Annotated in this window: 17 protein-coding genes; 2 read left to right on the top strand and 15 right to left on the bottom strand. The window is 43.9% G+C overall.

Annotated elements, in window-relative coordinates:
• Positions 1 to 42 precede the first annotated feature (42 nt).
• From EZV76_RS11540 to ruvB, 3 genes are all read right to left on the bottom strand, one after another.
• Positions 43 to 1,374 (bottom strand): MFS transporter, encoded by a 1,332-nt coding sequence (locus tag EZV76_RS11540; RefSeq protein WP_136566715.1) that lies wholly within the window; start codon positions 1,372 to 1,374, stop codon positions 43 to 45.
• 190 nt (positions 1,375 to 1,564) lie between these two features.
• The gene (queG, locus tag EZV76_RS11535; protein WP_136566714.1) at positions 1,565 to 2,488 is read right to left on the bottom strand and encodes a tRNA epoxyqueuosine(34) reductase QueG; all 924 of its coding nucleotides are present in this window, start codon (positions 2,486 to 2,488) and stop codon (positions 1,565 to 1,567) included.
• Between the two features lies 1 nt (position 2,489).
• The gene (gene ruvB, locus EZV76_RS11530) at positions 2,490 to 3,512 is read right to left on the bottom strand and encodes a Holliday junction branch migration DNA helicase RuvB (protein ID WP_136566713.1); all 1,023 of its coding nucleotides are present in this window, start codon (positions 3,510 to 3,512) and stop codon (positions 2,490 to 2,492) included.
• 138 nt (positions 3,513 to 3,650) lie between these two features.
• On the opposite strand from ruvB, the gene EZV76_RS11525 reads away from it, so the two are divergent.
• Complete coding sequence (locus EZV76_RS11525) at positions 3,651 to 5,915, top strand: acyl-CoA dehydrogenase family protein (protein WP_136566712.1); 2,265 nt, start codon at positions 3,651 to 3,653, stop codon at positions 5,913 to 5,915.
• A 2-nt stretch (positions 5,916 to 5,917) separates the two neighbouring features.
• Here the strand turns inward: EZV76_RS11525 and EZV76_RS11520 are convergent, their stop codons facing one another.
• The 9 genes from EZV76_RS11520 to EZV76_RS11480 form a co-directional block, all read right to left on the bottom strand.
• Positions 5,918 to 6,742: a GIN domain-containing protein gene (locus tag EZV76_RS11520; RefSeq protein WP_161594411.1), complete on the bottom strand. Its 825-nt coding sequence runs from the start codon at positions 6,740 to 6,742 to the stop codon at positions 5,918 to 5,920.
• Positions 6,743 to 6,865: 123 nt separating this feature from the next.
• Positions 6,866 to 8,683 carry a cytochrome c oxidase subunit I gene (locus EZV76_RS11515; protein WP_136566710.1) on the bottom strand — a complete coding sequence of 606 codons (1,818 nt, stop codon included), beginning with the start codon at positions 8,681 to 8,683 and terminating at the stop codon, positions 6,866 to 6,868.
• A 41-nt stretch (positions 8,684 to 8,724) separates the two neighbouring features.
• Complete coding sequence (locus EZV76_RS11510) at positions 8,725 to 9,783, bottom strand: cytochrome c oxidase subunit II (RefSeq protein ID WP_136566709.1); 1,059 nt, start codon at positions 9,781 to 9,783, stop codon at positions 8,725 to 8,727.
• Between the two features lie 28 nt (positions 9,784 to 9,811).
• A complete protein-coding gene (locus tag EZV76_RS11505) occupies positions 9,812 to 11,164 on the bottom strand; it encodes a quinol:cytochrome C oxidoreductase (protein ID WP_136566708.1) in 1,353 nt (450 codons plus the stop codon).
• 17 nt (positions 11,165 to 11,181) lie between these two features.
• Positions 11,182 to 11,751 (bottom strand): c-type cytochrome, encoded by a 570-nt coding sequence (locus EZV76_RS11500; RefSeq protein ID WP_136566707.1) that lies wholly within the window; start codon positions 11,749 to 11,751, stop codon positions 11,182 to 11,184.
• Between the two features lie 4 nt (positions 11,752 to 11,755).
• On the bottom strand, positions 11,756 to 12,283 hold the full coding sequence (locus EZV76_RS11495) for a DUF3341 domain-containing protein (RefSeq protein WP_129655472.1): 528 nt from the start codon (positions 12,281 to 12,283) through the stop codon (positions 11,756 to 11,758).
• Between the two features lie 2 nt (positions 12,284 to 12,285).
• On the bottom strand, positions 12,286 to 14,010 hold the full coding sequence (locus EZV76_RS11490) for a helix-hairpin-helix domain-containing protein (RefSeq protein WP_136566706.1): 1,725 nt from the start codon (positions 14,008 to 14,010) through the stop codon (positions 12,286 to 12,288).
• A 31-nt stretch (positions 14,011 to 14,041) separates the two neighbouring features.
• Positions 14,042 to 17,173, bottom strand: a complete 3,132-nt coding sequence (locus tag EZV76_RS11485; protein WP_136566705.1) for a TAT-variant-translocated molybdopterin oxidoreductase — start codon at positions 17,171 to 17,173, stop codon at positions 14,042 to 14,044.
• Between the two features lie 32 nt (positions 17,174 to 17,205).
• Positions 17,206 to 18,543 carry a c-type cytochrome gene (locus EZV76_RS11480; RefSeq protein WP_136566704.1) on the bottom strand — a complete coding sequence of 446 codons (1,338 nt, stop codon included), beginning with the start codon at positions 18,541 to 18,543 and terminating at the stop codon, positions 17,206 to 17,208.
• 235 nt (positions 18,544 to 18,778) lie between these two features.
• Between EZV76_RS11480 and EZV76_RS11475 the strand changes: the two genes are divergently transcribed.
• Positions 18,779 to 19,150: an SPOR domain-containing protein gene (locus EZV76_RS11475; protein ID WP_136566703.1), complete on the top strand. Its 372-nt coding sequence runs from the start codon at positions 18,779 to 18,781 to the stop codon at positions 19,148 to 19,150.
• Positions 19,151 to 19,198: 48 nt separating this feature from the next.
• Here EZV76_RS11475 and infB read toward each other — a convergent pair whose 3' ends face one another.
• Genes infB through rimP form a run of 3 tightly spaced genes read right to left on the bottom strand, consistent with a single transcriptional unit; the run spans position 19,199 to position 23,657 of the window.
• Positions 19,199 to 21,907: a translation initiation factor IF-2 gene (gene infB / locus EZV76_RS11470; protein ID WP_136566702.1), complete on the bottom strand. Its 2,709-nt coding sequence runs from the start codon at positions 21,905 to 21,907 to the stop codon at positions 19,199 to 19,201.
• Between the two features lie 42 nt (positions 21,908 to 21,949).
• Entirely contained in the window at positions 21,950 to 23,182 is a 1,233-nt protein-coding gene (nusA, locus tag EZV76_RS11465; protein WP_136566701.1) for a transcription termination factor NusA, read from the bottom strand.
• Positions 23,183 to 23,195: 13 nt separating this feature from the next.
• Positions 23,196 to 23,657: a ribosome assembly cofactor RimP gene (gene rimP, locus EZV76_RS11460; protein WP_136566700.1), complete on the bottom strand. Its 462-nt coding sequence runs from the start codon at positions 23,655 to 23,657 to the stop codon at positions 23,196 to 23,198.
• Positions 23,658 to 23,813 lie beyond the last annotated feature (156 nt).

Genomic DNA, 23,813 nt, shown 5'->3' with positions numbered 1-23,813 from the left:
CCTTGAAACCCCTGTAAAATGGAACTTCACATAAGGGCAGACTCAAGGCATTTCAATGTCCAGTTCAGTATCCTGTTTGTTCTTTGGGACATTTAGGCGCATGGCCAAAAGGGAAGCCATAACAAAACATCCGCCTGCAAACAACATGGCATTGACAGAGTTTGCCCCGAGTAAATTTTTAAAAATGGGACCGAATGTCAATGTTTGGATACCCATTGGAATTACGATCATCATATTTAGGATACCCATGTACACCCCACGTCGCTCTTGAGGAACAATCTTGGAAACCATACTATAGGGAATGCCCATCATGGCTGCCCAACCTATGCCGAATAGAACCATGGGGAACAATACATGCACCGGGTCTTGAATATTGGGAATGGCAAACAAGGCTATGGCAGTTCCCAACAGACTTAATGCATAGATTTTCTTTCCACCAAATCGCATGGTCAACGGGACCAAAATCAATGCCACTACGGCCGTAACAATATTATAGGTAGTACTCATTTTTGCCGCTTGAGCTGCAGCTTCCGATGTATCAAAACCCATGGTTGTCCTGAACAATGGGGTTATAAACTGCCAATACACGAACAGGGCATACCACTGAAACAGATATACGGCAGACAATCGCCACATAAACTGGGGCATTTCCTTCACCGCATGTGATATTTCCACAAACGGGGTTTTAAAACGCTCCATAAAAGGCAAAGACTTGTGCCTATTGATTTCTGCCAATTCTTCATCGGAAGGCGGTATCTCCGGAGTCTTTAAAACCGACCACAATATGGTGACTATGGACAAAAACGAGCCAATAAAGAAGGAATAATACAACCATTTGGGAACGGCACCTTCTATCTCCTGTCCTCCACCAAACCAATCTTGAAATAAAAAAATAGATGCATTGGCCAATAAAATACCAGCTCCTACAAACAAGCTTTGCATTTGGTAGCCAATGCTCAATTGGGTATCGGGAAGCTTATCTCCCACAAAAGCCCGGTAAGGTTCCATGGCCATATTGTTCCCCACATCCAAAATCCACAAAAGGCCTACGGCAAACCACAGTGCAGGACTCAATGGAAATGCAAACAGACAGAGACTTCCCATCACCGCTCCAATCAAGAAAAAAGGTTTTCTTCTTCCCCATCTTGGCGACCATGTTTTATCTGATATGGCCCCAATTATTGGTTGTACAATCAATCCAGTAACAGGGCCGGCAATATTTAAAATGGGCAAGATTTCTTCTTTGGCCCCCAAAAAAAGAAATATGGGGTTTATTGCGCTCTGTTGAAGTCCAAAACTGTACTGGATTCCCAAAAAGCCAACATTCATATTGAATATCTGCCAAAAACTTAAACGGGGTTTTATGATCTTCATCCTGTGTGTTGTTTGGTTTGAAAAGAATGGTGTTTGAAAATCAAGAATTTTCAATCCATTAAAAACATGACTCAAATTTTGAGGATTTCTCAATACGAATCCAATTCAATATAGTCTTTTTAATTATTTCATTGAAAAAACTTAGACGCAAATTGGCCTTGCACCAAAACGAAAACGTTATAGTTGACCTCTAGGATTTTAAAAACTTAACATTTCGCTGAAGACCACTGTACTTAGTGCGCTTAACGGGTGATTTTTTAAAAATCCTCTGGAATACTTCTTCGGTAATTTCTTCCCAATCTTTTTTGGTCATGGACAGCAACTGGGGGTCGGGATCAAAAAGAGGTTCCCTGTGTGGTTTTGAAAAACGGTTCCACGGACAAACATCTTGGCATACATCGCAGCCAAACATCCAATCATCCAACTTCCCCCTGAACTCAGTAGGAATTTGGTCTTTGAGCTCAATGGTAAAATAGGAAATACATTTACTGCCATCCACCATATAGGGTTCCACAATGGCCTCAGTAGGACAAGCATCTATGCACGCTGTACAGGTACCACAGTGGTCTGTTGTTGGCGTATCGTACTCCAAATCCAAATCCACAATAAGTTCCGCTATAAAATAAAACGAGCCAACTTGCTGTGTCAGTAGATTACTGTGCTTGCCTATCCACCCCAAACCACTACGGGCGGCCCATGCCTTATCCAAGACAGGTGCGGAATCCACAAAGGCCCTTCCATGGACCTCCCCGATTTCATCCTGAATAAAATGCAAAAGACTTTTGAGCTTGTCCTTTATTACAAAGTGATAATCGGTTCCATAGGCATACTTGGAAATTTTATAGGAATCTGGGTTTTGCTGTTCTGAGGGAAAATAATTCAACAGTAATGAGATGACGGATTTTGACCCTTCCACGAGCTTGGTAGGGTCCAAACGCTTGTCGAAATGGTTTTCCATATACTTCATCTGGCCATGCATGTTGGCCTTAAGCCATTTCTCCAATCGCGGGGCTTCCTCTTCCAAAAATTGTGCTTTGGAAACGCCGCAAGACAAAAAACCGAGGCGCTTGGCTTCGGTTTTAATCAATGTGGTATGTTTGGTTTTTGGAGTCAAATCAAAAAAGCCCTCCTTGCGTTCCCCCTTTGATCCTCCCCAAATGTTTATAAGCTAACTCAGTGACCTCGCGTCCGCGGGGGGTGCGCATGATAAAACCCTGCTGAATCAGAAATGGTTCGTACACCTCCTCAATGGTCTCAGCACTTTCGGAAACTGCCGTGGCCAAGGTTGTGATTCCGACGGGTCCTCCCTTGAATTTATCAATAATGGTGCTCAAAATCTTATTGTCCATTTCATCCAAACCATGTGCATCTACATTCAAGGCCTTGAGGCTAAACTGGGAAATTCCCAAATCGATGTTGCCATTTCCCTTGATCTGGGCAAAATCCCGAACCCTGCGTAAGAGGGCATTGCAAATTCTAGGGGTTCCCCTACTTCGTCCTGCAATTTCAATGGCCGCTTCCTGGGTTATAGGTACTTTTAGGATTTCCGCGCTTCGTTCCACAATGGTAGAGAGCAGTTCTGTATTGTAATATTCCAATCGACTCTGGATACCGAACCTTGCCCGCATGGGTGCCGTGAGCAATCCAGATCGTGTGGTGGCCCCTATCAACGTGAAGGGACTCAAATTAATTTGAACGGTCCTTGCATTGGGACCGGTTTCGATCATGATATCAATTTTATAATCCTCCATGGCCGAGTAGAGGTATTCCTCCACAATGGGACTCAACCGGTGGATTTCATCAATAAAGAGTACGTCCCTCTCCTCTAAATTGGTCAACAGGCCCGCCAAATCGCCGGGCTTGTCCAACACAGGGCCAGAGGTTACCTTGATTCCCACGCCAAGTTCATTGGCCAGAATATGGGCCAAGGTAGTTTTTCCCAATCCCGGGGGGCCATGGAAAAGGGTATGGTCCAAGGCCTCATTCCTAAGATTGGCCGCCTGCACAAAAACCTTAAGGTTTTCCAATACTTGGGCCTGTCCCGTAAAATCGTCGAATGTAATCGGGCGTAACGCTCTTTCAATATCGAGCTCCTCTTGGGAAAAATTATGGGCCGTTGGATCTAAATTTTCATTCATGGCTTAACAAATATAGTTGAAAAGCCCATGAGGCTAAAAGCAATTCAGCCAAAATGATTGTAAGTACACATCTTAGAAAACTAAACCTTACCTTAGATACTTAGAAAACAAAACAACCCCATCTTAACCCAAAATGCAATGATGACAACAGATTATTCCTTGGGAATCCTACAATACATCCCTTTTTTCTATGTCATTTGGTCCGATGATCTATTATCGGCTTCTGAAATTTCTGTGGTGGAGAAAAGCATTTCCGATGACACCTCTTTGGACCCCTCGGAAAAGAAGCAACTTAATCATTGGCTCAACAGGGAAAATCCGCCCAAGGACCAAGAGATAAAATCATGGAAACATACCATTGCCAGCTCTGGGGTAAAACTCGTGGAAAGTGACACTTATCCTTTAGCATCTTTGAGTAAACGTTTGACCCAAACACGAAGTGATGCCATTACTTTCAATGATCACTTAAAACATATCGAAATTAATTTGGGCATACAGCCCAACCATTACAACCATTTGTTCGATGTTGAAGTGGTCCATGAAAAGACTTCGGACCTATACGATGCCAGCGTTCTGGACAAAATCCTAAAAGGGGATCACGCAACGGTTGTGGATGAATTTCGGCAGTTTTTGAAACACCCATCCTTTACGTGGGACATCCGAAGAAACAAGGAAGAATTTAGGAGCACAATCTTGAAACAAGTAGCGCTTTTGGGTGAAAAGGGGTACGGTGCCATGGCCTATCCGGCTAAATATGGAGGTACGGATAATATGCCCGCTTACGCCGCCATATTTGAGCATTTGATGTTTGTGGACGGTAGCCTTGCGGTAAAATTTGGGGTGCAGTTTGGTCTTTTTGGAGGTAGTATCCAAAAATTGGGCACTAAAAAACACCATGACCAATATTTATCCGATGCCGGGAAAACCAACCTACTCGGTTGTTTTGCCATGACCGAGACGGGGCACGGCTCTAACGTAAGGGGTATAAAAACTACTGCTACCTACGACACTACCACGGATTCCATCATCATCCATACTCCAGGCAAGAATGACAACAAAGAGTATATTGGCAATGCGCTGCATTCCAAAATTGCCACCGTTTTTGCCCAGCTTATCGTGAATGGAAAAAATGAAGGGGTACATGCCATCTTGGTGCCTTTACGGAACGAAAAACATGAACTGCTCAAAGGTATCACCATTGAGGATAATGGCTATAAACTTGGATTAAATGGCGTGGACAATGGAAAAATTTGGTTCGATACTATAAGTGTTCCCCGAGAAAATCTTTTGGACAAGTATGGAGAAATCACTTCAGATGGCCAATATTTTTCATCGATAAAAAATCCTAACAAACGTTTTTTCACCATGCTGGGCACGTTGGTAGGTGGGCGCATCTGCGTGGCTCGAGGGGCGTTGGGAGGCGCCAAGATGGCCTTGACCATAGCCGTGAAGTATGCCTTGAACCGCAGACAATTCAATGATAGCATCAAAATTCAAGAGGATTTGATCATGGACTATCCCACGCATCAGATACGATTGACCCCAGCCATAGCCAGTGCTTATGTCTACCATGTGGTATTGGAAGAAATGATGAAGCGTTACAGTGACGACTCCCAACCGGACAAGCGGCAAATTGAAACCCAAGTCGCAGGTCTTAAATCGGTGATCACCTGGTTTGCCAATGATACCATACAAGAATGCAGGGAAGCTTGCGGTGGAAAAGGATATTTACTGGAAAACCGGATTGCCGACCTCAAAGGGGATGTGGATATCTTTACCACATTCGAAGGCGACAACACCGTGCTCCTTCAACTGGCCGCCAAAGGAATTCTATCGGATTTTAAGGCAGAATTCAACAGTGCTGGGTTCACATCGGTGTTGAAATTGCTGCAAAGTCAACTTTCGGACAAATTAACGGCCATCAATCCGCTGTATTCCAATAAAGTGGATGCCGAACACTTGTACAACCCAAAATTCCACAAGCATGCCTTTAATTACCGAACCCGTAGATTGACCTATACCTTGGCTATGCGGATTCGTGGTTATATCAAAAAAGGGGTGCCTTCGTATCAAGCATTCTTAAAGGTGCAAACCCATTTATTGGCCTTGGGAAAGGCCTATAGTACCGAATTGGCCTACTCCATTTTTTCTGAATTTTGCGCCACGGTACAGGATGAGACCTATAGGAATCTTTTGGAAAAGGTGGGTACACTCCATGCTTTGCAACAGATACACTTGGATGCTCGATGGTATTTGGAACAGGGTTATTTGGGGAGTACAAAATCCAAGGCGATACGCCAACGGGTAGAACGTCTATCCACCGAGCTACGACCCCATATTGAGGTCTTGGTGGACGGCTTTGGTATACCGGAGCATTGCCTTACTGCACCCATTGCCCAGTAAACTTATTCTTGTTTTTTGATGAGTTGGGAAGTATCCAGAAATTCATGGATTGTGATTTTCGGGGTACCGTAGAGGTATGTTCTGGAATCTCCTTTGGCACTGAGCTCAAGTTCCCCATGAGCGTAGATTCTCGCACTGGTATTGCTTTCCAAAGCCATCTTAACGGCTCCTACCCCCATGGTTTCACCCTTATATTTGGCATTTCCGACCAACCGCGCCTGAATTCCATTCGAAGTTCCCTCCAGGGTCAATGAAGCATTGTCTTCCAAATCTACCAAGCTCACTTCGTTCACCGCATAGATGTATGCTTCCGATCTATGTCCCATGGTGATATTCAAACTATCTACATCCACATTAAAATCGCCATGACTTGTGTCTTCTAAATTAATATCCATTACCGCTGCGTTGGCTTTGATATCGAGTTTTGTATTGTTGAATCCATCCACAAATAGCTCATCACTTTCAATAATATCATGGGAAAGGATGCTGCCATCTTTTAAAGTTATTGCCCTTAAATCCACATAATTTACCGTAATGTCCAATTGCTTCTTAGCGGTAACATCATAATAGGAACTGATCAGTAAAGTGCCATCTTGCACATCAAACTTGAGGATATCGATAAGGTTATCATCGGCAACGACCTCATACCCCGGCCCGAAGGATTTCTTCAGTACAATATCGAGATTGTCATTTAAAATTATAGCATTGAACGGAGGAAGCTCTTCATTGACTTGGGTTACGATTCGGCTTCCTTTTATACGCGGTTTGCGCTGTGCTTGAATTAATATGGGAAAAATGAACAGAACTAAGACTACTATTTTTTTCACGGTTTTACTTTTTGGGGTTCTGTGCCTTAAAGATATTATAATTGTTGCTAACTCTTGTGATTCAATATCATACAATCAAAAAAGCCCATCCTTTTGGATGGGCCTCTATTTTATGATATAACCTTAGTGGTTGAGTTCTTCTTCGTTTTCCTGAAGCGGTATGTTCTGCGGAACAAAATCCTGTCCCGGTATAATGTACTCCCCATTTTCGTAGGTCTTACTGTAATCGTAAGCCCAACGGGTCACATGTGGAATGGCTCCAGGCCAGTTTCCGTGCATGTGTTCCTGTGGGGTTGTCCACTCCAAGGTGTTAGCTTTCCATGGGTTTTGCGGACCTTTTTTACCGTAGAATATACTAATGATAAAGTTATAGGCAAATACCAATTGTACACCCGCAGTGATGATGGCAAACACGGTCATTAACACCTGAATGTTCGTTAAATCATCAAACATTGGGAACGCAGTGTTCTGGTAGTAACGTCTTGGAACACCTGCCATTCCCACAAAGTGCATGGGGAAGAAGATTCCATAGGAACCAATGGCCGTTACCCAAAAATGAACATATCCTAAATTCTTGTTCATCATTCGTCCTTGGAACATCTTGGGGAACCAGTGATATACACCAGCAAACAATCCATAAAGTGCAGATATACCCATTACCAAGTGGAAGTGGGCCACTACAAAATAGGTGTCGTGAACGTTGATGTCCAAAGTGCTGTCACCCAAAATAATACCTGTAAGACCCCCAGTAATAAAGGTAGACACCATTCCGATGGAGAATAACATACCGGGGTTTAATTGCAGATTACCTTTCCAAAGGGTCGTAATCCAGTTAAAGGCTTTAACCGCCGATGGAATCGCAATCAAAAGAGTTGTAAATGTAAATACAGAGCCCAAGAATGGGTTCATTCCTGAGATGAACATATGGTGCCCCCATACAATGGTAGAAAGGAATGCAATGGCCAAAATGGAAGCAATCATGGCACGGTACCCAAAAATAGGTTTACGTGCATTTACAGCCATTACTTCGGAAACAATTCCCATTGCAGGCAATATAACGATATAAACTTCCGGGTGGCCCAAGAACCAGAACAAGTGTTCGTATAATACGGGTGACCCTCCTTGATAGTGCAATACCTCACCTTGTATAAAGATATCTGATAGGAAGAACGATGTTCCGAAGCTTCGGTCCATAATCAGCAACAAAGCTGCTGAAAGAAGAACTGGGAATGAAATCACCCCGATAACCGCTGTTACAAAGAACGCCCAGATGGTCAATGGCAAACGGGTCATTGACATCCCTTTGGTCCTCAGATTGATAACAGTTACGATATAGTTCAATGAACCCAACAACGAGGAAGCAATGAATATGGCCATGGAGACCAACCAAAGGGTCATCCCCATACCTGAACCGGGTTGCGCCATTGGTAAGGCACTCAAGGGCGGATAAATGGTCCAACCTGCTGCAGCTGGTCCAGCTTCAACAAACAGGGAAATTACCATGATTACTGAAGACAGGAAGAACAACCAGTATGAAACCATATTCAAGAAACCGGAAGCCATGTCCCTTGCACCGATCTGCAATGGAATCAATAAGTTACTGAAGGTACCACTCAATCCAGCGGTAAGCACAAAGAATACCATGATGGTACCGTGAATAGTAACCAATGCCAAGTAAATATCGGCGTCCATGACCCCATCAGGCGCCCACTTTCCAAGTAGGGCCTCAAAGATTGGGAAGGATTCCCCTGGCCATGCCAATTGCATTCTAAACAACAGCGACATAGCTATACCGATGAATCCCATGATCAGACCTGTTATCAGGTACTGCTTGGAAATCATCTTATGGTCTTGACTAAAGATGTATTTGGTGATAAAGGTCTCTTTATGATGATGCCCGTGATCTTCGTGTCCGTGTTCGTCGTGTCCGGTAGCTGACATAATCTTCTTAAGTTTTGTTATGGTTTCTTTCCTAGCCTAAATTATTCTGCGGGAGCTACAGTTTGTTTGAACGTAGTCTGTTCCGCCATCCATTTGTTGAACTCCTCTTCGGTCTCCACTATAATCTTCATCTGCATGTTATAGTGTGATTTTCCGCAAATTTTATTGCAAAGCAATACATAGTCGAACTCCCATGGATCGGAATTCGGTCTTCCTTCTGCGGCCCACTCTGCCCTAATGGCATTGGTCCGTTTTACTTTTTCCACTACATCTGGGTTCAAACGCATTTCTTCCGTAGTAACAGTAGGCGTGAACGAGAATTGCGTAATCATACCGGGAACACAGTTCATCTGTGCCCTAAAGTGCGGCATGTAGGCAGAATGCAATACATCTTGTGAACGCATCTTAAAATTCACCTTTCGCCCTACGGGCAGGTGCAATTCCTTTACAATGACATCATCATCCCCATTAGGATCTGACTCATCCAAACCTAAAACGTTCGCTCTGTCAATATCAATAAGTCGTACACTGGCATCTCCCAAAACATTGTCGTCGCCTCCATATCGGGCAGTCCAGTTAAACTGCTGGGCATAAAGCTCAACAATCAAGGGGTCGTCCTCATCGTTGACATCCATAATGTTGGTCCACGTATACAATCCCCATAAGATCAATCCGGCCAAAACAACTACTGGAATGATGGTCCAAATGAACTCCAAACGGTCGTTATCTGCATAGAACAAGGCCTTTTTTCCTTCTTCCCCACGGTACTTGTACCCAAAATAGTGCAGCAAAGCCTGTGTAATAAACTGAACAAAGAAAATGATCGCAAAAGACACCCACATCAATTGGTCGTATTCTCCACCATGAGCGGATGAAGCCTCAGGCAACAGTACCTTTGTATATTTTGCAAAACTGAAAATGGTGATTCCGTAGATGAATATCAGGAATGCAAACAAAAGATACCCGTTGTATTTGTTATCCGTATCGTTTGCTATCTCGGCCTTCTCTGTTTTAAGTTGGGACAATTCAAAAATCTTGGTCATTTGCCATATCGCAATCGCCACCAGTACTAAAACAGTCAATGTTAATAATGCAGTCATTGTATACTTATCTAAGACTTAAATCGTATTAATAATGAAAATGTCTACTTTCCTCAATAAATGGATTGCGCTTTGGTTGCAATGGCGCTTTGGTCAAGGTATTGAACACCCAGTACACAAATAACCCTCCAAAGAACAATATACCTCCTATTTCTGGCAATCCAATATACCATTGATCCCCTACTGTTGCTGGCATAACCATATTGAAGACATCCAAATAGTGTCCTGCCAACACCACAACACCAGCCATGATCACAAACCAGTTGACCCGCTTGTAGTCGCTGTTCATCAACACCAACAATGGGAACACGAAGTTCATCACCAACATGGCAAAGAACGGCAGTTTGAAATCTTGGAAACGTGCCACATAATACGTAACCTCTTCTGGAATGTTGGCATACCAAATCAACATGAACTGGGCAAACCACAAATAGGTCCAGAAAATACTGATACCGAACATAAACTTGGCCAAATCGTGGATGTGGCTATTGTTCACTTGCTCCAAGTATCCTTTGGACTTCAGGTAAATGGTCACCATGGCAATCACAGTGATTCCTGATACGAACATACTGGCAAATACATACCATCCGAAAAGGGTACTGAACCAGTGTGGGTCCAAACTCATGATCCAATCCCAGGACATCATGGATTCGGTAACGAGATAGAATACCAAGAATCCGGCAGACCATCTAAAGTTCTTTACAAAGTTGCTGTTATCATCGGACTCATCCTGAGCCAAAGAAAGTTTTCTGGAATATTCACGATAAAAAATCCATCCACCCAAAAATATAGCGGCCCTTACCAAGAAGAAGGTTGGGTTCAAATACCCTGCTTTTCCTTGTAATAGTTTATCGTGTGCCACAACATCGGCATCCATCCACACGAACATATGGTTCATATGCATTACGGACAGTACCAAAATCACAAATACAATGATACCTCCTGGCACCAAATAGGAAGTAATTCCTTCCATGACCCTAAACAACAAGGGAGACCAACCAGCTTGTGCGGCACGTTGTATGGCGTAGAAAGCCAATACTCCCAAAGCGATCATAAAGAAAAAGAAAGCAGCTACATACAGAGCGGCCCACGGCTTGTTCTGTAGTTGGTGCAACAAATGCTCATCATGAGCGGCATCATGTCCTTCATCATGTGAAGCTTCTGCGCTGTGTGCGGCACTTTCCCCATGGCCTTGATCACCTCCATGGCTTACAGCCTCTTGTCCGTGACCACCTCCGTGGCCATCATCATGGGCAGCCACAATGGCCTTTGCCTCTTCCACTGTTGATGGAGCCGATAGAAAACCAATGGCCAAGAAAATAACTCCAAGCCCCATGGCAATGAAAGATCCTATTTTAAGTCTGTTTGAAAAGGTGTACATAGTTTACTCTTATCCAATTATTTTGTTAGGTCCTCCTTTAACTTCATCACGTATTCTGACACCTGCCACATCTCCTCTTCGTTGGCGAACTGAGATGCATAGGAGCCCATGGAATTTAAACCATAGTAAATGGTATGGTACGTAGTACCCACGGTAATGTTTCTTGCCGCATCACTATAGCTGGGAACACCCAATATTTTTTCACGTTTTACCAAGTTTCCTTGTCCATCCCCTTTAGGTCCATGGCATACCGCACAATAAATAGCGTACAATTCCGCTCCGGCAGCCAAGTCTTCCTCCAAATTCAAGGAATCCAAGGGACTTGTATTCAACCTTGCCAGTTCTTTTCCTTCAGGAGTATTTTCGAACTCATAGGGCATATACCCTCTGGAGATGGTTCCTTCCACAGGCAACATGGCTTCCGTTCCTTCAGGGAACAATCCATTATCCACTCCTTGATAGGTTTCATATCCTACGCCTTCGTACATATTTGGCATAAATTGGTAGTTTGGTCTGTTTTTGTCAGCGCAAGCAGCAACAAACAACACCACGGCCAATACAACACTTATTTTACCTAGTAGTTTCATAGTATTAAGACTCCTTTTCTGTAACTTTTATTTCCACCGCTCCTGTTTCCCACAACAAATCGGTCAACTCCTTTTCATTATCGTGCACTCCAATTTCCATTAAAAAATGGTCATCCGTAGTACGTTTGTCTGGGTTTTCAGCTTTTTTGAAGGGCCACATTTTACTTCTTAGGTAAAAGGTGATTACCATCAAGTGAGCTGCGAAGAAAACCGTCAACTCGAACATGATCGGAACAAAGGCGGGCATATTTTCCAAATAGCTAAAGCTGGGCTTTCCTCCAATATCTTGGGGCCAATCCTCAATCATGATGTAGTTCATCATCACAATGGCAACGGTCAATCCCAAACAACCATACATGAAGGAAGTGATCGCAATTCGCGTATCTGCCAATCCCATGGCCTTGTCCAAACCGTGAACTGGGAAAGGGGTGTATACTTCCTCTATATGATGGTGCTCTGCCCTCACTTTCTTTACGGCATGCATCAACACATCGTCATCGTGGTAAAGCGCCTGAATAACTTTTGATGCCATAACTATTTCTTATCGTTTAATTTTTTTGCTTGACCTGCCCAATCATCACGCTGCGCCCTTCCCGGGAAGGAACCTGTAATGGAATCCAACAGATCATATTCTTTTTCGGTCATTTTACTTACCTGTGCAAAGGTATGGATGCCTATCTGGTTCAATGCTTCCTCCATTTGTGGACCAATACCTTTGACCTTTTTCAAGTCATCCGCAGTATCCGTTTCAGGGTCGAATGTGCCGATAGCTTCCAACAGGGATGAAACTTGTTTTGGATCGACCTCTTTTGCTTCAGCTTTAGGAGCCTCTACCTTTTTAGAGCCACCTTTAGCCGGCATTTCATACAATGGTTTTCCAGAATCCCTAAGCTTCTTGTATTTTTCACCTGATGCCTTCAAGATAGATTTCACTTCCGCCTGGGCAATTACAGGGAAGGTTCTGGAATACAACAAGAACAACACAAAGAAGAATCCAATGGTTCCGATGAAGATTCCGATATCCACAAAGGTTGGGGAGAACATGGTCCAAGAAGACGGCAGGTAATCCCTGTGCAATGAGGTAACAATGATCACAAAACGCTCGAACCACATCCCTATGTTTACCACGATAGAGATAAAGAAAGAGAACATGATACTGGTACGCAATTTTTTGAACCACATGAACTGCGGCGAGAACACGTTACAGGTCATCATGGACCAGTACGCCCACCAGTAAGGTCCTGTAGCCCTGTTCAAGAAGGCATATTGCTCGTACTCAACCCCTGAGTACCAAGCAATGAACAACTCCGTGATATAGGCACATCCAACGATGGAACCTGTGATCATGATTACGATGTTCATCAACTCAATATGTTGTACAGTGATATACGCTTCAAGGTTACACACTTTACGCATAATGATCAAAAGCGTGTTCACCATGGCAAATCCAGAGAAAATCGCACCAGCAACGAAGTACGGTGGAAAGATGGTGGTGTGCCATCCTGGAATTACCGAGGTAGCAAAGTCAAACGATACAATGGTGTGTACGGAAAGTACCAAAGGTGTTGCCAAACCGGCCAATACCAAGGAAACTTCCTCGAAACGTTGCCAGTCTTTGGCTCTACCTGTCCAACCGAAGCTCAACAGGCTGTATATTTTCTTTTGGAAAGGTTTTACCGCTCTATCGCGGATCATGGCGAAGTCAGGCAGTAGCCCTGTCCACCAGAATACCAATGATACGGAAAGGTAGGTTGAAATCGCGAATACATCCCAAAGCAATGGTGAGTTGAAGTTCACCCAAAGGGAACCGAATTGGTTAGGGATGGGAAGTACCCAATACCCCAACCATGGACGACCCATGTGGATGATCGGGAACAAACCTGCCTGAACTACCGAGAAAATGGTCATCGCCTCCGCGGAACGGTTAATCGCCATTCTCCATTTTTGACGGAACAACAACAGTACCGCCGAAATCAGGGTTCCTGCGTGACCAATACCCACCCACCATACAAAGTTGGTGATGTCCCAGGCCCAGTTCACGGTTCGGTTAAGACCCCAAACCCCAATACCAGTGGAAATGGTGTAAATGATACATCCTAGACCCCAAAGGAATGCCACAAGGGCAATGGTGAAGACAATCCACCATTGTTTATTGGCCTTTCCCTCTACCGGACGGGCAATGTCCACGGTTACATCGTGGTATCCTTTGTCTCCAAGTACTAAGGGCTTTCGAATAGGTGCTTCGTAATGCGACGCCATAATTTATCTTCTAGTTACTTCTTTTTATTGATTACGCCTCGTTGGTGTTTCTTACCTTAACATGATAGAACACATTGGGTTTTGTACCCACATGCTCCAATAAGTGGTACATTCTATCATCTTCCTTCAACTTGGCAACCTTACTTTCATTGTCGTTGATGTCTCCAAATACCATGGCTCCACTGCTACATGCCGCAGAACAGGCTGTCTGGAACTCACCATCCTTGATGACTCGTCCATCTCGCTTGGCATCCAAAATGGTCTTTTGTGTCATTTGGATACACATAGAGCATTTTTCCATTACCCCTCTTGAACGAACGTTCACGTCTGGGTTGATGACCATCTTGCCCAAGTCATTGTTCATATTGAAATCGAACTCGTCATTGTTGTTGTACAAGAACCAGTTGAATCGACGTACTTTATATGGACAGTTGTTGGCACAATATCTAGTACCCACACAACGGTTGTATGCCATGTGGTTCTGACCTTGCCTACTGTGTGAAGTGGCCGCAACAGGACAAACTGTTTCACAAGGTGCGTGGTTACAGTGCTGGCACATTACTGGCTGGAAGGCTACCTGAGGATTGGCAGATGGATCTTCCATCTCCCTGAATCCGCCCAAGGAACCTTTTTCACCCCAAAGACCATCCATTCCATCCTTCTTCTCATTATCTTGTTCAAAGGTCTCCTCTGAAGAGTAATATCTATCGATTCGCAACCAGTGCATGTCGCGTGAACGACGCATCTCCGCTTTACCTACAACCGGAACGTTGTTTTCAGCATGACAAGCTATAACACAAGCCCCACATCCTGTACAAGCATTCAAGTCGATGGACAAGTTAAAGTGGTGCCCAATGGAACGATCGAACTCATCCCAAAGGTCGGCATCTGGAGAAGTCACAGGGATTTCATTGTGGTTCAATGAAACATGTGGCATATGATTCCATTCTGCATGGTCTTTAGTATTGAAGATTTCCAAGGTGGTTTCCTTGATGATATCTCCTCTACCCATCAATGTTTTTTGCGACTGGATACAAGCAAATTCATGCTCTCCACCCACTTTTTCAATGGTTACGGACTGTACATCTGAAAAATTGGAATACAAAGCGTAAGCATTTACCCCCGTGGCCATTTCAGACTGCATTCCGGCTTTTTTACCATATCCAAAAGAAAGTCCCACGGTACCTACTGCTTGACCAGGCTGTACGATTACAGGAACGTTTTCCAATACTTTTCCGTCCACGGTAAGGTTCACGTAACTACCATTCACTCCACCATCGGCAACCATTTTGTTTTCAACCTCCCATTTTTCGGCATCGGCTTTGGAAACGGTCACATAGTTGTCCCAAGAAACCCTGGAAATAGGATCAGGAAACTCTTGCAACCATGGGTTATTGGCCTGTCGACCATCACCCATACCTACTTTGGAATACAGCACCAATTCTGTTCCGGTACTGGCAGCATTCACCAAGGAGCGAATTGCGGATGCAATGGGAACCACTGTGGATTCACCTTCTGCTTCTTCCGCCTCAGCTTGCGAAGCTGCAACAGCACCCTCCTCTTGGGCAACAGGAGAAGAAGCCACAAAAACCCCATCCTGAAGCGCCTTGTTCCAAGACCCTCCTTGAAGGATATCTGTGCTCCAAGTTTCCTTAATGTAATCGTAATATGTTTTTTCACTACCCATCCAAGTCAACAAAGCGGTTTGAAACTGTCTAGTATCAAACAACTGTCGGATGGCAGGTTGCATTAAAGTGTATTGTCCTTTTCTGAATTGCGCATCTCCCCAAGACTCCAAGTAATGGGAAGCAGCAGCTACATAACCAGCCGCTTGGGCGGTTTCGTCGTTATTGAACGCAAATGCCACGGAAACATCAACCTTTTCAAGTCCGGATACGAACTCCTCGGCATTGGGCAATGTGTACGCAGGATTCACCCCGTCCATTATCAAAGCGCCAACTCGACCGGCATTCATATCGGCAATCAACTTACCTACTTTGGCCGTATCACCCTGACGAACATATCTTGGGTTCTCTGCATCAAAAGCTTCACTGGCCAATAATTTATTGATGGCCAAGACAACAGTCTGCGCATTTACATCATTAAGTCCTGTAACCACAACAGCTTTGCTTCCCGCTTTTTTCAACTCGGAAGCAACCTTATCCACAGCCTCATCCACATCAGAAGTACCTCCACCCACACTACTGCCGTTCAATTTGCCATACAACTTGGCCAAGGCAATTTTTTGTTGGGTGGGCGTCATGGGATAACGCTTGTCCGCATTGGCTCCGGACAAAGACATATTGGACTCCAATTGAATATGCCTGGACATTTTCCCATGTTTGGGCACACGTCCTTTGGCGTATCCACTATCATATCCTCCTCCTTGCCAATCTCCTAAGAAATCAGCCCCGAAGGAAACAATCAATTCTGCTTTTTCAAAATCATAATCAGCCAAGGCACGTTCACCATAGGCCTCATTGAATGCGTTGAGTGCAGCGTCTTCAGAAATGGCATCGTAAACCACGTGGTTCACATTTTCACCATAAGCTTCCTTGAACTCGGCAATCAATTTATCGGTAGATGGGCTTGCATAAGTTTGGGTCAACAAAACAATTTGTCGGTTAGACCCTTTCAAACTGCCCAATTTGGCTTTTACCGTAGCATCCAACACCTTCCACTCAACAGGCTCACCATTGGCACTTGGCCCCTGGACCCTCTTGCTATCATACAGTGTCAATACAGAGGCCTGAACCCTTGCATTGGCACTTCCATTCACCTTGGCATCGGTGTTGTTTTCAATCTTTATAGGTCTTCCTTCCCTTGTTTTCACCAAAACACTGGCAAAATCAAAACCATCCGCAATAGTGGTTGCGTAATAGTTGGCCACACCCGGAACAATATTGTCCGGCTGTACCACGTAGGGTATGGACTTGTGGACCGGTCCCTCACATGCAGCAACCGCTGCCGCAGCTGTACTGAACCCAACATATTTCAGAAAGTCCCTTCTGTTGGTATTTGAAGCGGACAAGTTTTCCTTGTCACCCAAAAACTCATCAACGGGGATCTGTTCTGTAAATTCGTTTTGTCTTAGCGTCTCAACAATGGAATCGTTCGGATTCAACTCCGCTTCACTTTTCCAATATTTTTTGTTTGATGCCATACGATATATCTGAGATTATCTTCCTTTAATTCTTAATAGTGACACTTACCACATTCTATACCACCCATCATGGCCGCAGTCAACTGCTCAACGCCATATTTTTTGGACAACTCCTCATGAATGGCCTCGTAGTATGCATTGCCCTCCATCTTTACATTGGTCTCCCTGTGACAGTTCACACACCAACCCATGGTCAATGGTGCAAATTGCTCCACAACTTCCATTTCCTCGATTGGTCCGTGACAGGTTTGACAGGCTATCCCTGCAACCGACACGTGTTGGGAGTGATTGAAATAGGCAAAATCTGGCAGGTTATGGATTCTCACCCATTGCACTGGCTTTGTTTCACCCGTATATTTTTGATTTTCCTCATCCCATCCAACAGCTTTATACAACTTTTTGATTTCAGCTGTATAGAATTCATTGGTGTGCCCAGCAGCCAAATCCTCAGCTGATGGCCCTTCAGGGTTTCCAGCATATTCATAAATGGATTTGTGACAATTCATACATACGTTCAATGAGGGTATTCCTGAAGTTTTGGACACCCTTGCAGAAGAGTGGCAATACTTACAATCTATCTTATTGTCCCCGGCGTGGATTTTGTGCGAAAAGTGAATGGGCTGTACGGGAGCATATCCTTGATCCACACCAACCTGCATCATCCAACCGTACGCAAAGTAAGCACTTGCCAACAATAGAAAAATAGCACTGACCAATACCAAAAATTGATTTTGGGCAAAAGCTTTCCAAATTGGCAGACGTTTCTCCGCCTTTTCATTTTCCAAGACAACACCATTGGCTTCCGCTATTCTACGCAGCGTCTTATTCACCAAGACCAACATGATCACCAAAAGACCAAACACCAACGCCAAAGCTCCCAAAATCACTTCATTGGATATCCCAGAACTTTGAGCTGGAGTAAGAGTAACATCACCTCCAGCAGCAGCTGCCACAGGTTTGGCTGGCGGAGCGGCCGTGTAGGCCAAAATATCATCGATGTCCTGATTGGACAACGTTGGGAAAGGCGTCATTGCCGCCTGATTATACTCAGCGTAGATTGCGTTTGCATAGGAATCCCCAGAGCTTATCATCCCAGGACTGTTCTTGATCCAAGAATACAACCACTCCTTATCCAATCCTTGATCTTCCGACAAACGCGACTCCACATTGGCCAACGCGGGACCGGTCATTTTGCGATCCAAGGAATGACAAGCGGCACAGTTCTGATTAAAGAGCTGTTTCCCTTTTGCAGGATCCCCACCACCGGCATCGGCGGCAGCTTCTTCCTGCGCATAAAATGAAATGGAAAAAAATAGGAGAGAAAGACCTAAAATTTTAGAAAATAGATGGCGGTACAAAACCTTTTTCATATTAACGAAATTTCTATCGAAATCTTTGGCATGATTGTTTCTATTGATATAGAGAACAATAGCTTTTTATCCTACCAAAATTGATCACAAAAGTACGACATAGCACCATTTTTTGAAATGTTAAGGTATTTATAACATCTAATTTATAAAGATTCTAAATAAAAGACGGTCCACAGGTTTAGACCATAAAAATTTACTTTTGCATAAACACATTAATACAAAACACTTGAATCCTATGAAATCTCTTGTATATGCATTCTTTTTTATTGGGCTTTCCCTACAGTTGTCCGCACAAGAGGGCAGGGTTTCCATACAGCAAGATTCTAGAATAGATGAATTGGTCAAGCTCTATGCCGAGGCAAATTCAAAAGCTGAATTTTATCAGATACAAGTAGGATTTGGTTCCTATCAGAAAGCACAAAATCTAAAGGCTCAAGTAGACATAGATTTTCCAGGATGGTATTCAAAGATTGAGTTTGAATCTCCCACTTATCGGGTACGCCTTGGAAAGTTCAAAACAAAATTGGAGGCTGAACGAAAATACCTTGAAGTCCGAAAAAAATATCCGGATGCCATGCTGCTTAAACCGGAAAATTCTTCCAAATAAAAAAATCCCGTTTAAAACGGGATTTTTTTATTTCTATGTTATCTCTCTTTAGAGCTTTTTCTTTACTGCCACTTCTTGGAAAGCTTCTAAAATATCACCCTCCCTGACATCATTGTAGTTTTTCACCTGAAGACCGCAATCATACCCTTTGGAAACTTCCTTCACATCATCCTTAAATCGTTTCAAGGATGCAAGTTCTCCTGTATATATGACCACCCCATCCCGGATAAGCCGTATTTGGGAATTTCTGAAAATCTTTCCACTGGTGACCATACAACCTGCGATGGTTCCGATTTTGGATATTTTGAAAGTTTCCCTGATTTCAGCATTACCAGTGACTTCTTCCTTCATCTCTGGCGAAAGCATACCTTCCATGGCGTCTTTCAAATCATTGATGGCATCATAAATAATGGAATAGGTCCTGATATCAATCTCCTCTTTCTCGGCGACCATGCGGGCATTGCCCATAGGCCTTACATTGAATCCTATAATAATGGCGTCTGAAGCACTTGCCAACAAGACATCCGATTCTGTAATGGCACCAACACCCTTATGGATGATGTTCACCTGAATTTCGTCAGTAGACAATTTTTGGAACGAATCCGTCAAGGCTTCCACCGAACCATCCACATCACCCTTGAGGATAATATTAAGCTCTTTGAAGTCGCCCAATGCAATTCTTCGTCCAATTTCATCAAGTGTAATATGTCTTTGGGTCCTGACCGTTTGTTCCCGTTGCAACTGTGAACGTTTTGCGGCTATTTGTTTGGCCTCGCGTTCATCTTCCAACACATTGAACCTATCCCCTGCTTGTGGGGCACCATCCAATCCCAAAATTGAAATTGGTGTGGCCGGCCCGGCAATTTTCACGTTCTTACCTCGCTCGTCTTGCATGGCTTTTACTTTACCACTGCATGTACCAGCCAAGACATAGTCTCCTATTTTTAAAGTTCCTGTCTGAACCAAAATAGTCGAGACATAACCCCGACCTTTATCCAAAAAGGCTTCAACAACGGTACCTGATGCCAATCGGGCAGGATTAGCCTTCAGCTCCAATAATTCGGCCTCCAACAAGACTTTCTCCAATAATTCCTTGACACCTTGCCCAGTTTTGGCAGAAATATCATGGGACTGGATTTTCCCACCCCAATCTTCCACCAAAAGGTTCATCTGTGCTAGGCCTTCTTTAATTTTATCGGGATTGGCCGTTGGCTTGTCCACCTTATTTATCGCAAACACAATGGGCACACCAGCCGCCTGTGCGTGACTGATGGCCTCTTTGGTCTGAGGCATGATATCATCGTCCGCAGCAATCACAATGATAGCAATATCGGTAACCTGGGCTCCACGGGCACGCATTGCCGTAAAGGCTTCGTGTCCCGGAGTATCCAAGAAGGTTATTCGCTGACCATTATCCAGGGAAACCCCGTAGGCACCAATGTGCTGCGTAATTCCCCCACTTTCTCCGGCAATAACATTTTCTTCCCTGATATAATCCAACAATGAGGTTTTACCGTGGTCTACGTGACCCATAACGGTAACAATCGGCGCTCTTGGTTTTAAATCGTCCGGAGCATCGACTTCTTCCTCAATGGACTCTTCTATTTCAGCGGTAACGAATTCTACCTCATATCCAAACTCATCGGCAACAATGGAAAGTGTCTCAGCATCCAAACGCTGGTTCATGGTCACCATGATACCTAAAGACATACAGGCAGAAATAATCTGGGTCGTGGAGACATCCATCATGGTAGCCACTTCGTTTACCGTAACAAACTCGGTCACCTTAAGGATTTTGCTTTCCAGCTCTTGCTGCTCAAGATCTTTCTCTGTCTGTTGACGGTGTTGATCTCTTTTCTCCCTTCTATATTTGGCTCCTTTGCCCTTTCCAGATTTCCCTTGGAGTTTTTCCAAGGTTTCCCTTACCTGCTTTTGTACTTCTTCTTCTGTAGGCTCCACTTTGGGAACGGAGGTACGTTGGCCACCCCTTCTTCCTTGTCCGTTACCCCCTCTATTATTGGGGCGTCCATTTCCAGGTTGACCATCATTCTTAACAATTCTTTTCCTTCGTTTCCTACGGTCGGAACTACTGTCGGAATCCTTGGAATCAGTTTTCTTCTGATCCTCTTTCTTCTTCTTTGGTTTATTGAATTGTGTAAGGTCTATCTTGGCCCCAGTAATCTTGGGTCCGGAAAGTTTCTTGTATTGGGTTTTGATGGTATCGGACTCTTCTTTGGGAGCTTCTTCTTTGACTTCCTCCTTCTTTGCCTCTACCTTGACTTCTTTGGGAGCCTCCTTTTTTGGAGTCTCTTCTTTTTCAGGGACTTTTTCTTCAACCTTGGGCTCCTCGACTACTTGTTCTTGTTCTTCAACCTTGGGAGCTTCCGACTTTTTGTCCAAATCTATTTTACCAACGGTCTTGGGGCCGGCAAGTTCCGCTTTGGCTTTGATCACCTGCTGTTCTGCCTCTCTTTTTTCCCTAGCCAGTCTGCGCTCTTCCTGCTCCTGCTCCATCTGGATTCGGATAGCCTCTTTCTCTTTGCGCTTTTCCTCGCCAACCTCTTTGGAAGCTACCTTCTTGCTCTTGTCCGTCTGGAATTCATCCAACAGTACTTGATACACTTCGTCCGTGATCTTGGTTGTGGGACGTGCCTCCACGTCATGTCCTTTTGACGAAAGGTAATCCACTGCCCGATCAAGTGAAATGTTCAATTCCCTGAGAACTTTGTTAAGTCGTATTGTTGGGTTTCCTGCCATAAATTGTTTTACTTGCCCTAAAATTCGCTGCTAATATATAGTTTAATCTTCAAACTCTTCCTTGAGGATGCGAACGACTTCCTTAACGGTTTCCTCTTCCAAATCGGTTCGCTTCACCAAATCATTTACATCTTGCTCCAAAACGCTGCGCGCGGTATCCAATCCAATCTTTTTGAATTCATCAATCACCCAGCCTTCTATCTCATCGGAGAATTCTGTCAATTCCACATCTTCCTCCACACCTTCACGGAACACATCAATCTCATAGCCAGTCAATTGACCCGCCAATCGGATATTATGGCCACCTCTTCCAATAGCCTTGGAAACCTCCTCTGGCTTTAGGTAGACCTGAGCCGTTTTTTTCTCATCATTGAGTTTAACGGAAGACACCCTTGCAGGGCTCAATGCTCTTGTCACCATTAATTGCGAATTGTTGGTCCAATTGATGACATCGATATTTTCATTGCCCAATTCACGGACAATACCATGGATTCGAGATCCTTTCATACCCACACAGGCACCAACAGGATCAATTCTATCATCATAGGAATCCACGGCAACTTTTGCTTTTTCACCAGGGATACGAACCGCTTTTTTGATGGTTATCAAACCATCGAACACTTCAGGGATTTCTTGGAAGAACAATTGCTCCAAGAAAATAGGCGAAGTCCTCGACATGATGATGGTGGGTTTATTTCCTTTTAACTCCACACTCTCAATGATTCCCCTAACGTTATCACCTTTGCGGAAAAAGTCAGATGGAATCTGCTTTTCCTTTGGAAGAATGATTTCGTTCCCTTCATCATCCAACAAAATGATGGCCTTGTGGCGTATGTGGTGCACTTCAGCTGTGTAAATCTCACCCTCCAAGTCTTTAAATTGCTTGTAGATGGTAGTATTGTCGTGCTCATGGATCTTGGAAATAAGGTTTTGACGCAACGCCAAAATAGCCCTTCTCCCAAGGTCGATCAATTTCACTTCTTCGGAAACATCTTCCCCAACCTCAAAATCGGGCTCGATTTTTCTAGCTTCCGTAAGGGAGATTTCCTCGTTGGGATCTTCCACTTCACCGTCCTCTACCACAACTCGGTTTCTCCAAATCTCCAAATCCCCTTTATCTGGGTTGATGATGATATCAAAGTTATCATCGGAACCAAATTTCTTCTTGAGTGCATTTCGGAACACATCTTCCAAAATGGCCATAAGGGTCACCCTGTCAATAAACTTATCGTCCTTAAACTCCGAAAAGGATTCGATGAGCGCTAGGTTTTCCATTTTTTAACTACAATTAAAATTTTAAAATAACTTTTGCTTCTTGTATATCAGAATATGCAATCTCCTGCTTTTTCTGCACAGTAACCTTTCCTTTACCCACTGGCTTGGGCTCGCGGGCCTTCCATTCCAAGGTAATACTATTTTCCGAGGTCTGGATCAAGGTTCCTTCCAATTCTTCGGCCCCAGTCCTGACCTTAATCTTTCTTCCAATATTTTTTTTGTACTGACGCGGCAATCTTAATGGAGAAGTGGCACCTGCCGAGGTAACTTCCAAAGAAAAATCTTCTTCTTCCCGATCCAAATTGTGTTCAATGGCTCGGCTGATGTTCATGCAATCCTGGAGATCCACACCTTGATCACCATCCAAAACCACCCTAATGGTGTTGTCCCCACCAACAGTAAAATCAATCAAAAACAAAGAAGGATACTCTTCCAGAGCTTTATCCAACAACGATTTCACTTTCTCCTTAAACATAAAATCAAGTAATAAAAGAGGGGACCCAAAGTCCCCTCATGAATACTTTTATATCCGTTCAGCGGTGCAAATATACGATAATTTCATCAGTATGTGCAAACTAAGGCCACAAAACTGTTTTCCTCTTCGATCTTAAACCAAAATACCCCTAAAAGC

The sequence above is a fragment of the Flagellimonas alvinocaridis genome (genome assembly GCF_004916895.1).
In the GTDB taxonomy this organism is placed as follows: Bacteria; Bacteroidota; Bacteroidia; order Flavobacteriales; family Flavobacteriaceae; genus Flagellimonas; species Flagellimonas alvinocaridis.
Note: the sequence above shows the minus strand (reverse complement) of the source record. Positions and strands in the feature narration are given on the sequence as shown.

Coding starts and splice junctions, on each gene's coding strand:
- EZV76_RS11540 (WP_136566715.1), bottom strand. CDS start 1,374: ATGAAGATCATAAAACCCCGTTTAAGTTTTTGGCAGATATTCAATATG.
- ruvB (WP_136566713.1), bottom strand. CDS start 3,512: ATGAATGAAAATTTAGATCCAACGGCCCATAATTTTTCCCAAGAGGAG.
- EZV76_RS11525 (WP_136566712.1), top strand. CDS start 3,651: ATGATGACAACAGATTATTCCTTGGGAATCCTACAATACATCCCTTTT.
- EZV76_RS11515 (WP_136566710.1), bottom strand. CDS start 8,683: ATGTCAGCTACCGGACACGACGAACACGGACACGAAGATCACGGGCAT.
- EZV76_RS11510 (WP_136566709.1), bottom strand. CDS start 9,783: ATGACTGCATTATTAACATTGACTGTTTTAGTACTGGTGGCGATTGCG.
- EZV76_RS11505 (WP_136566708.1), bottom strand. CDS start 11,164: ATGTACACCTTTTCAAACAGACTTAAAATAGGATCTTTCATTGCCATG.
- EZV76_RS11500 (WP_136566707.1), bottom strand. CDS start 11,751: ATGAAACTACTAGGTAAAATAAGTGTTGTATTGGCCGTGGTGTTGTTT.
- EZV76_RS11495 (WP_129655472.1), bottom strand. CDS start 12,283: ATGGCATCAAAAGTTATTCAGGCGCTTTACCACGATGACGATGTGTTG.
- EZV76_RS11490 (WP_136566706.1), bottom strand. CDS start 14,010: ATGGCGTCGCATTACGAAGCACCTATTCGAAAGCCCTTAGTACTTGGA.
- EZV76_RS11485 (WP_136566705.1), bottom strand. CDS start 17,173: ATGGCATCAAACAAAAAATATTGGAAAAGTGAAGCGGAGTTGAATCCG.
- EZV76_RS11480 (WP_136566704.1), bottom strand. CDS start 18,543: ATGAAAAAGGTTTTGTACCGCCATCTATTTTCTAAAATTTTAGGTCTT.
- EZV76_RS11475 (WP_136566703.1), top strand. CDS start 18,779: ATGAAATCTCTTGTATATGCATTCTTTTTTATTGGGCTTTCCCTACAG.
- infB (WP_136566702.1), bottom strand. CDS start 21,907: ATGGCAGGAAACCCAACAATACGACTTAACAAAGTTCTCAGGGAATTG.
- nusA (WP_136566701.1), bottom strand. CDS start 23,182: ATGGAAAACCTAGCGCTCATCGAATCCTTTTCGGAGTTTAAGGACGAT.
- rimP (WP_136566700.1), bottom strand. CDS start 23,657: ATGTTTAAGGAGAAAGTGAAATCGTTGTTGGATAAAGCTCTGGAAGAG.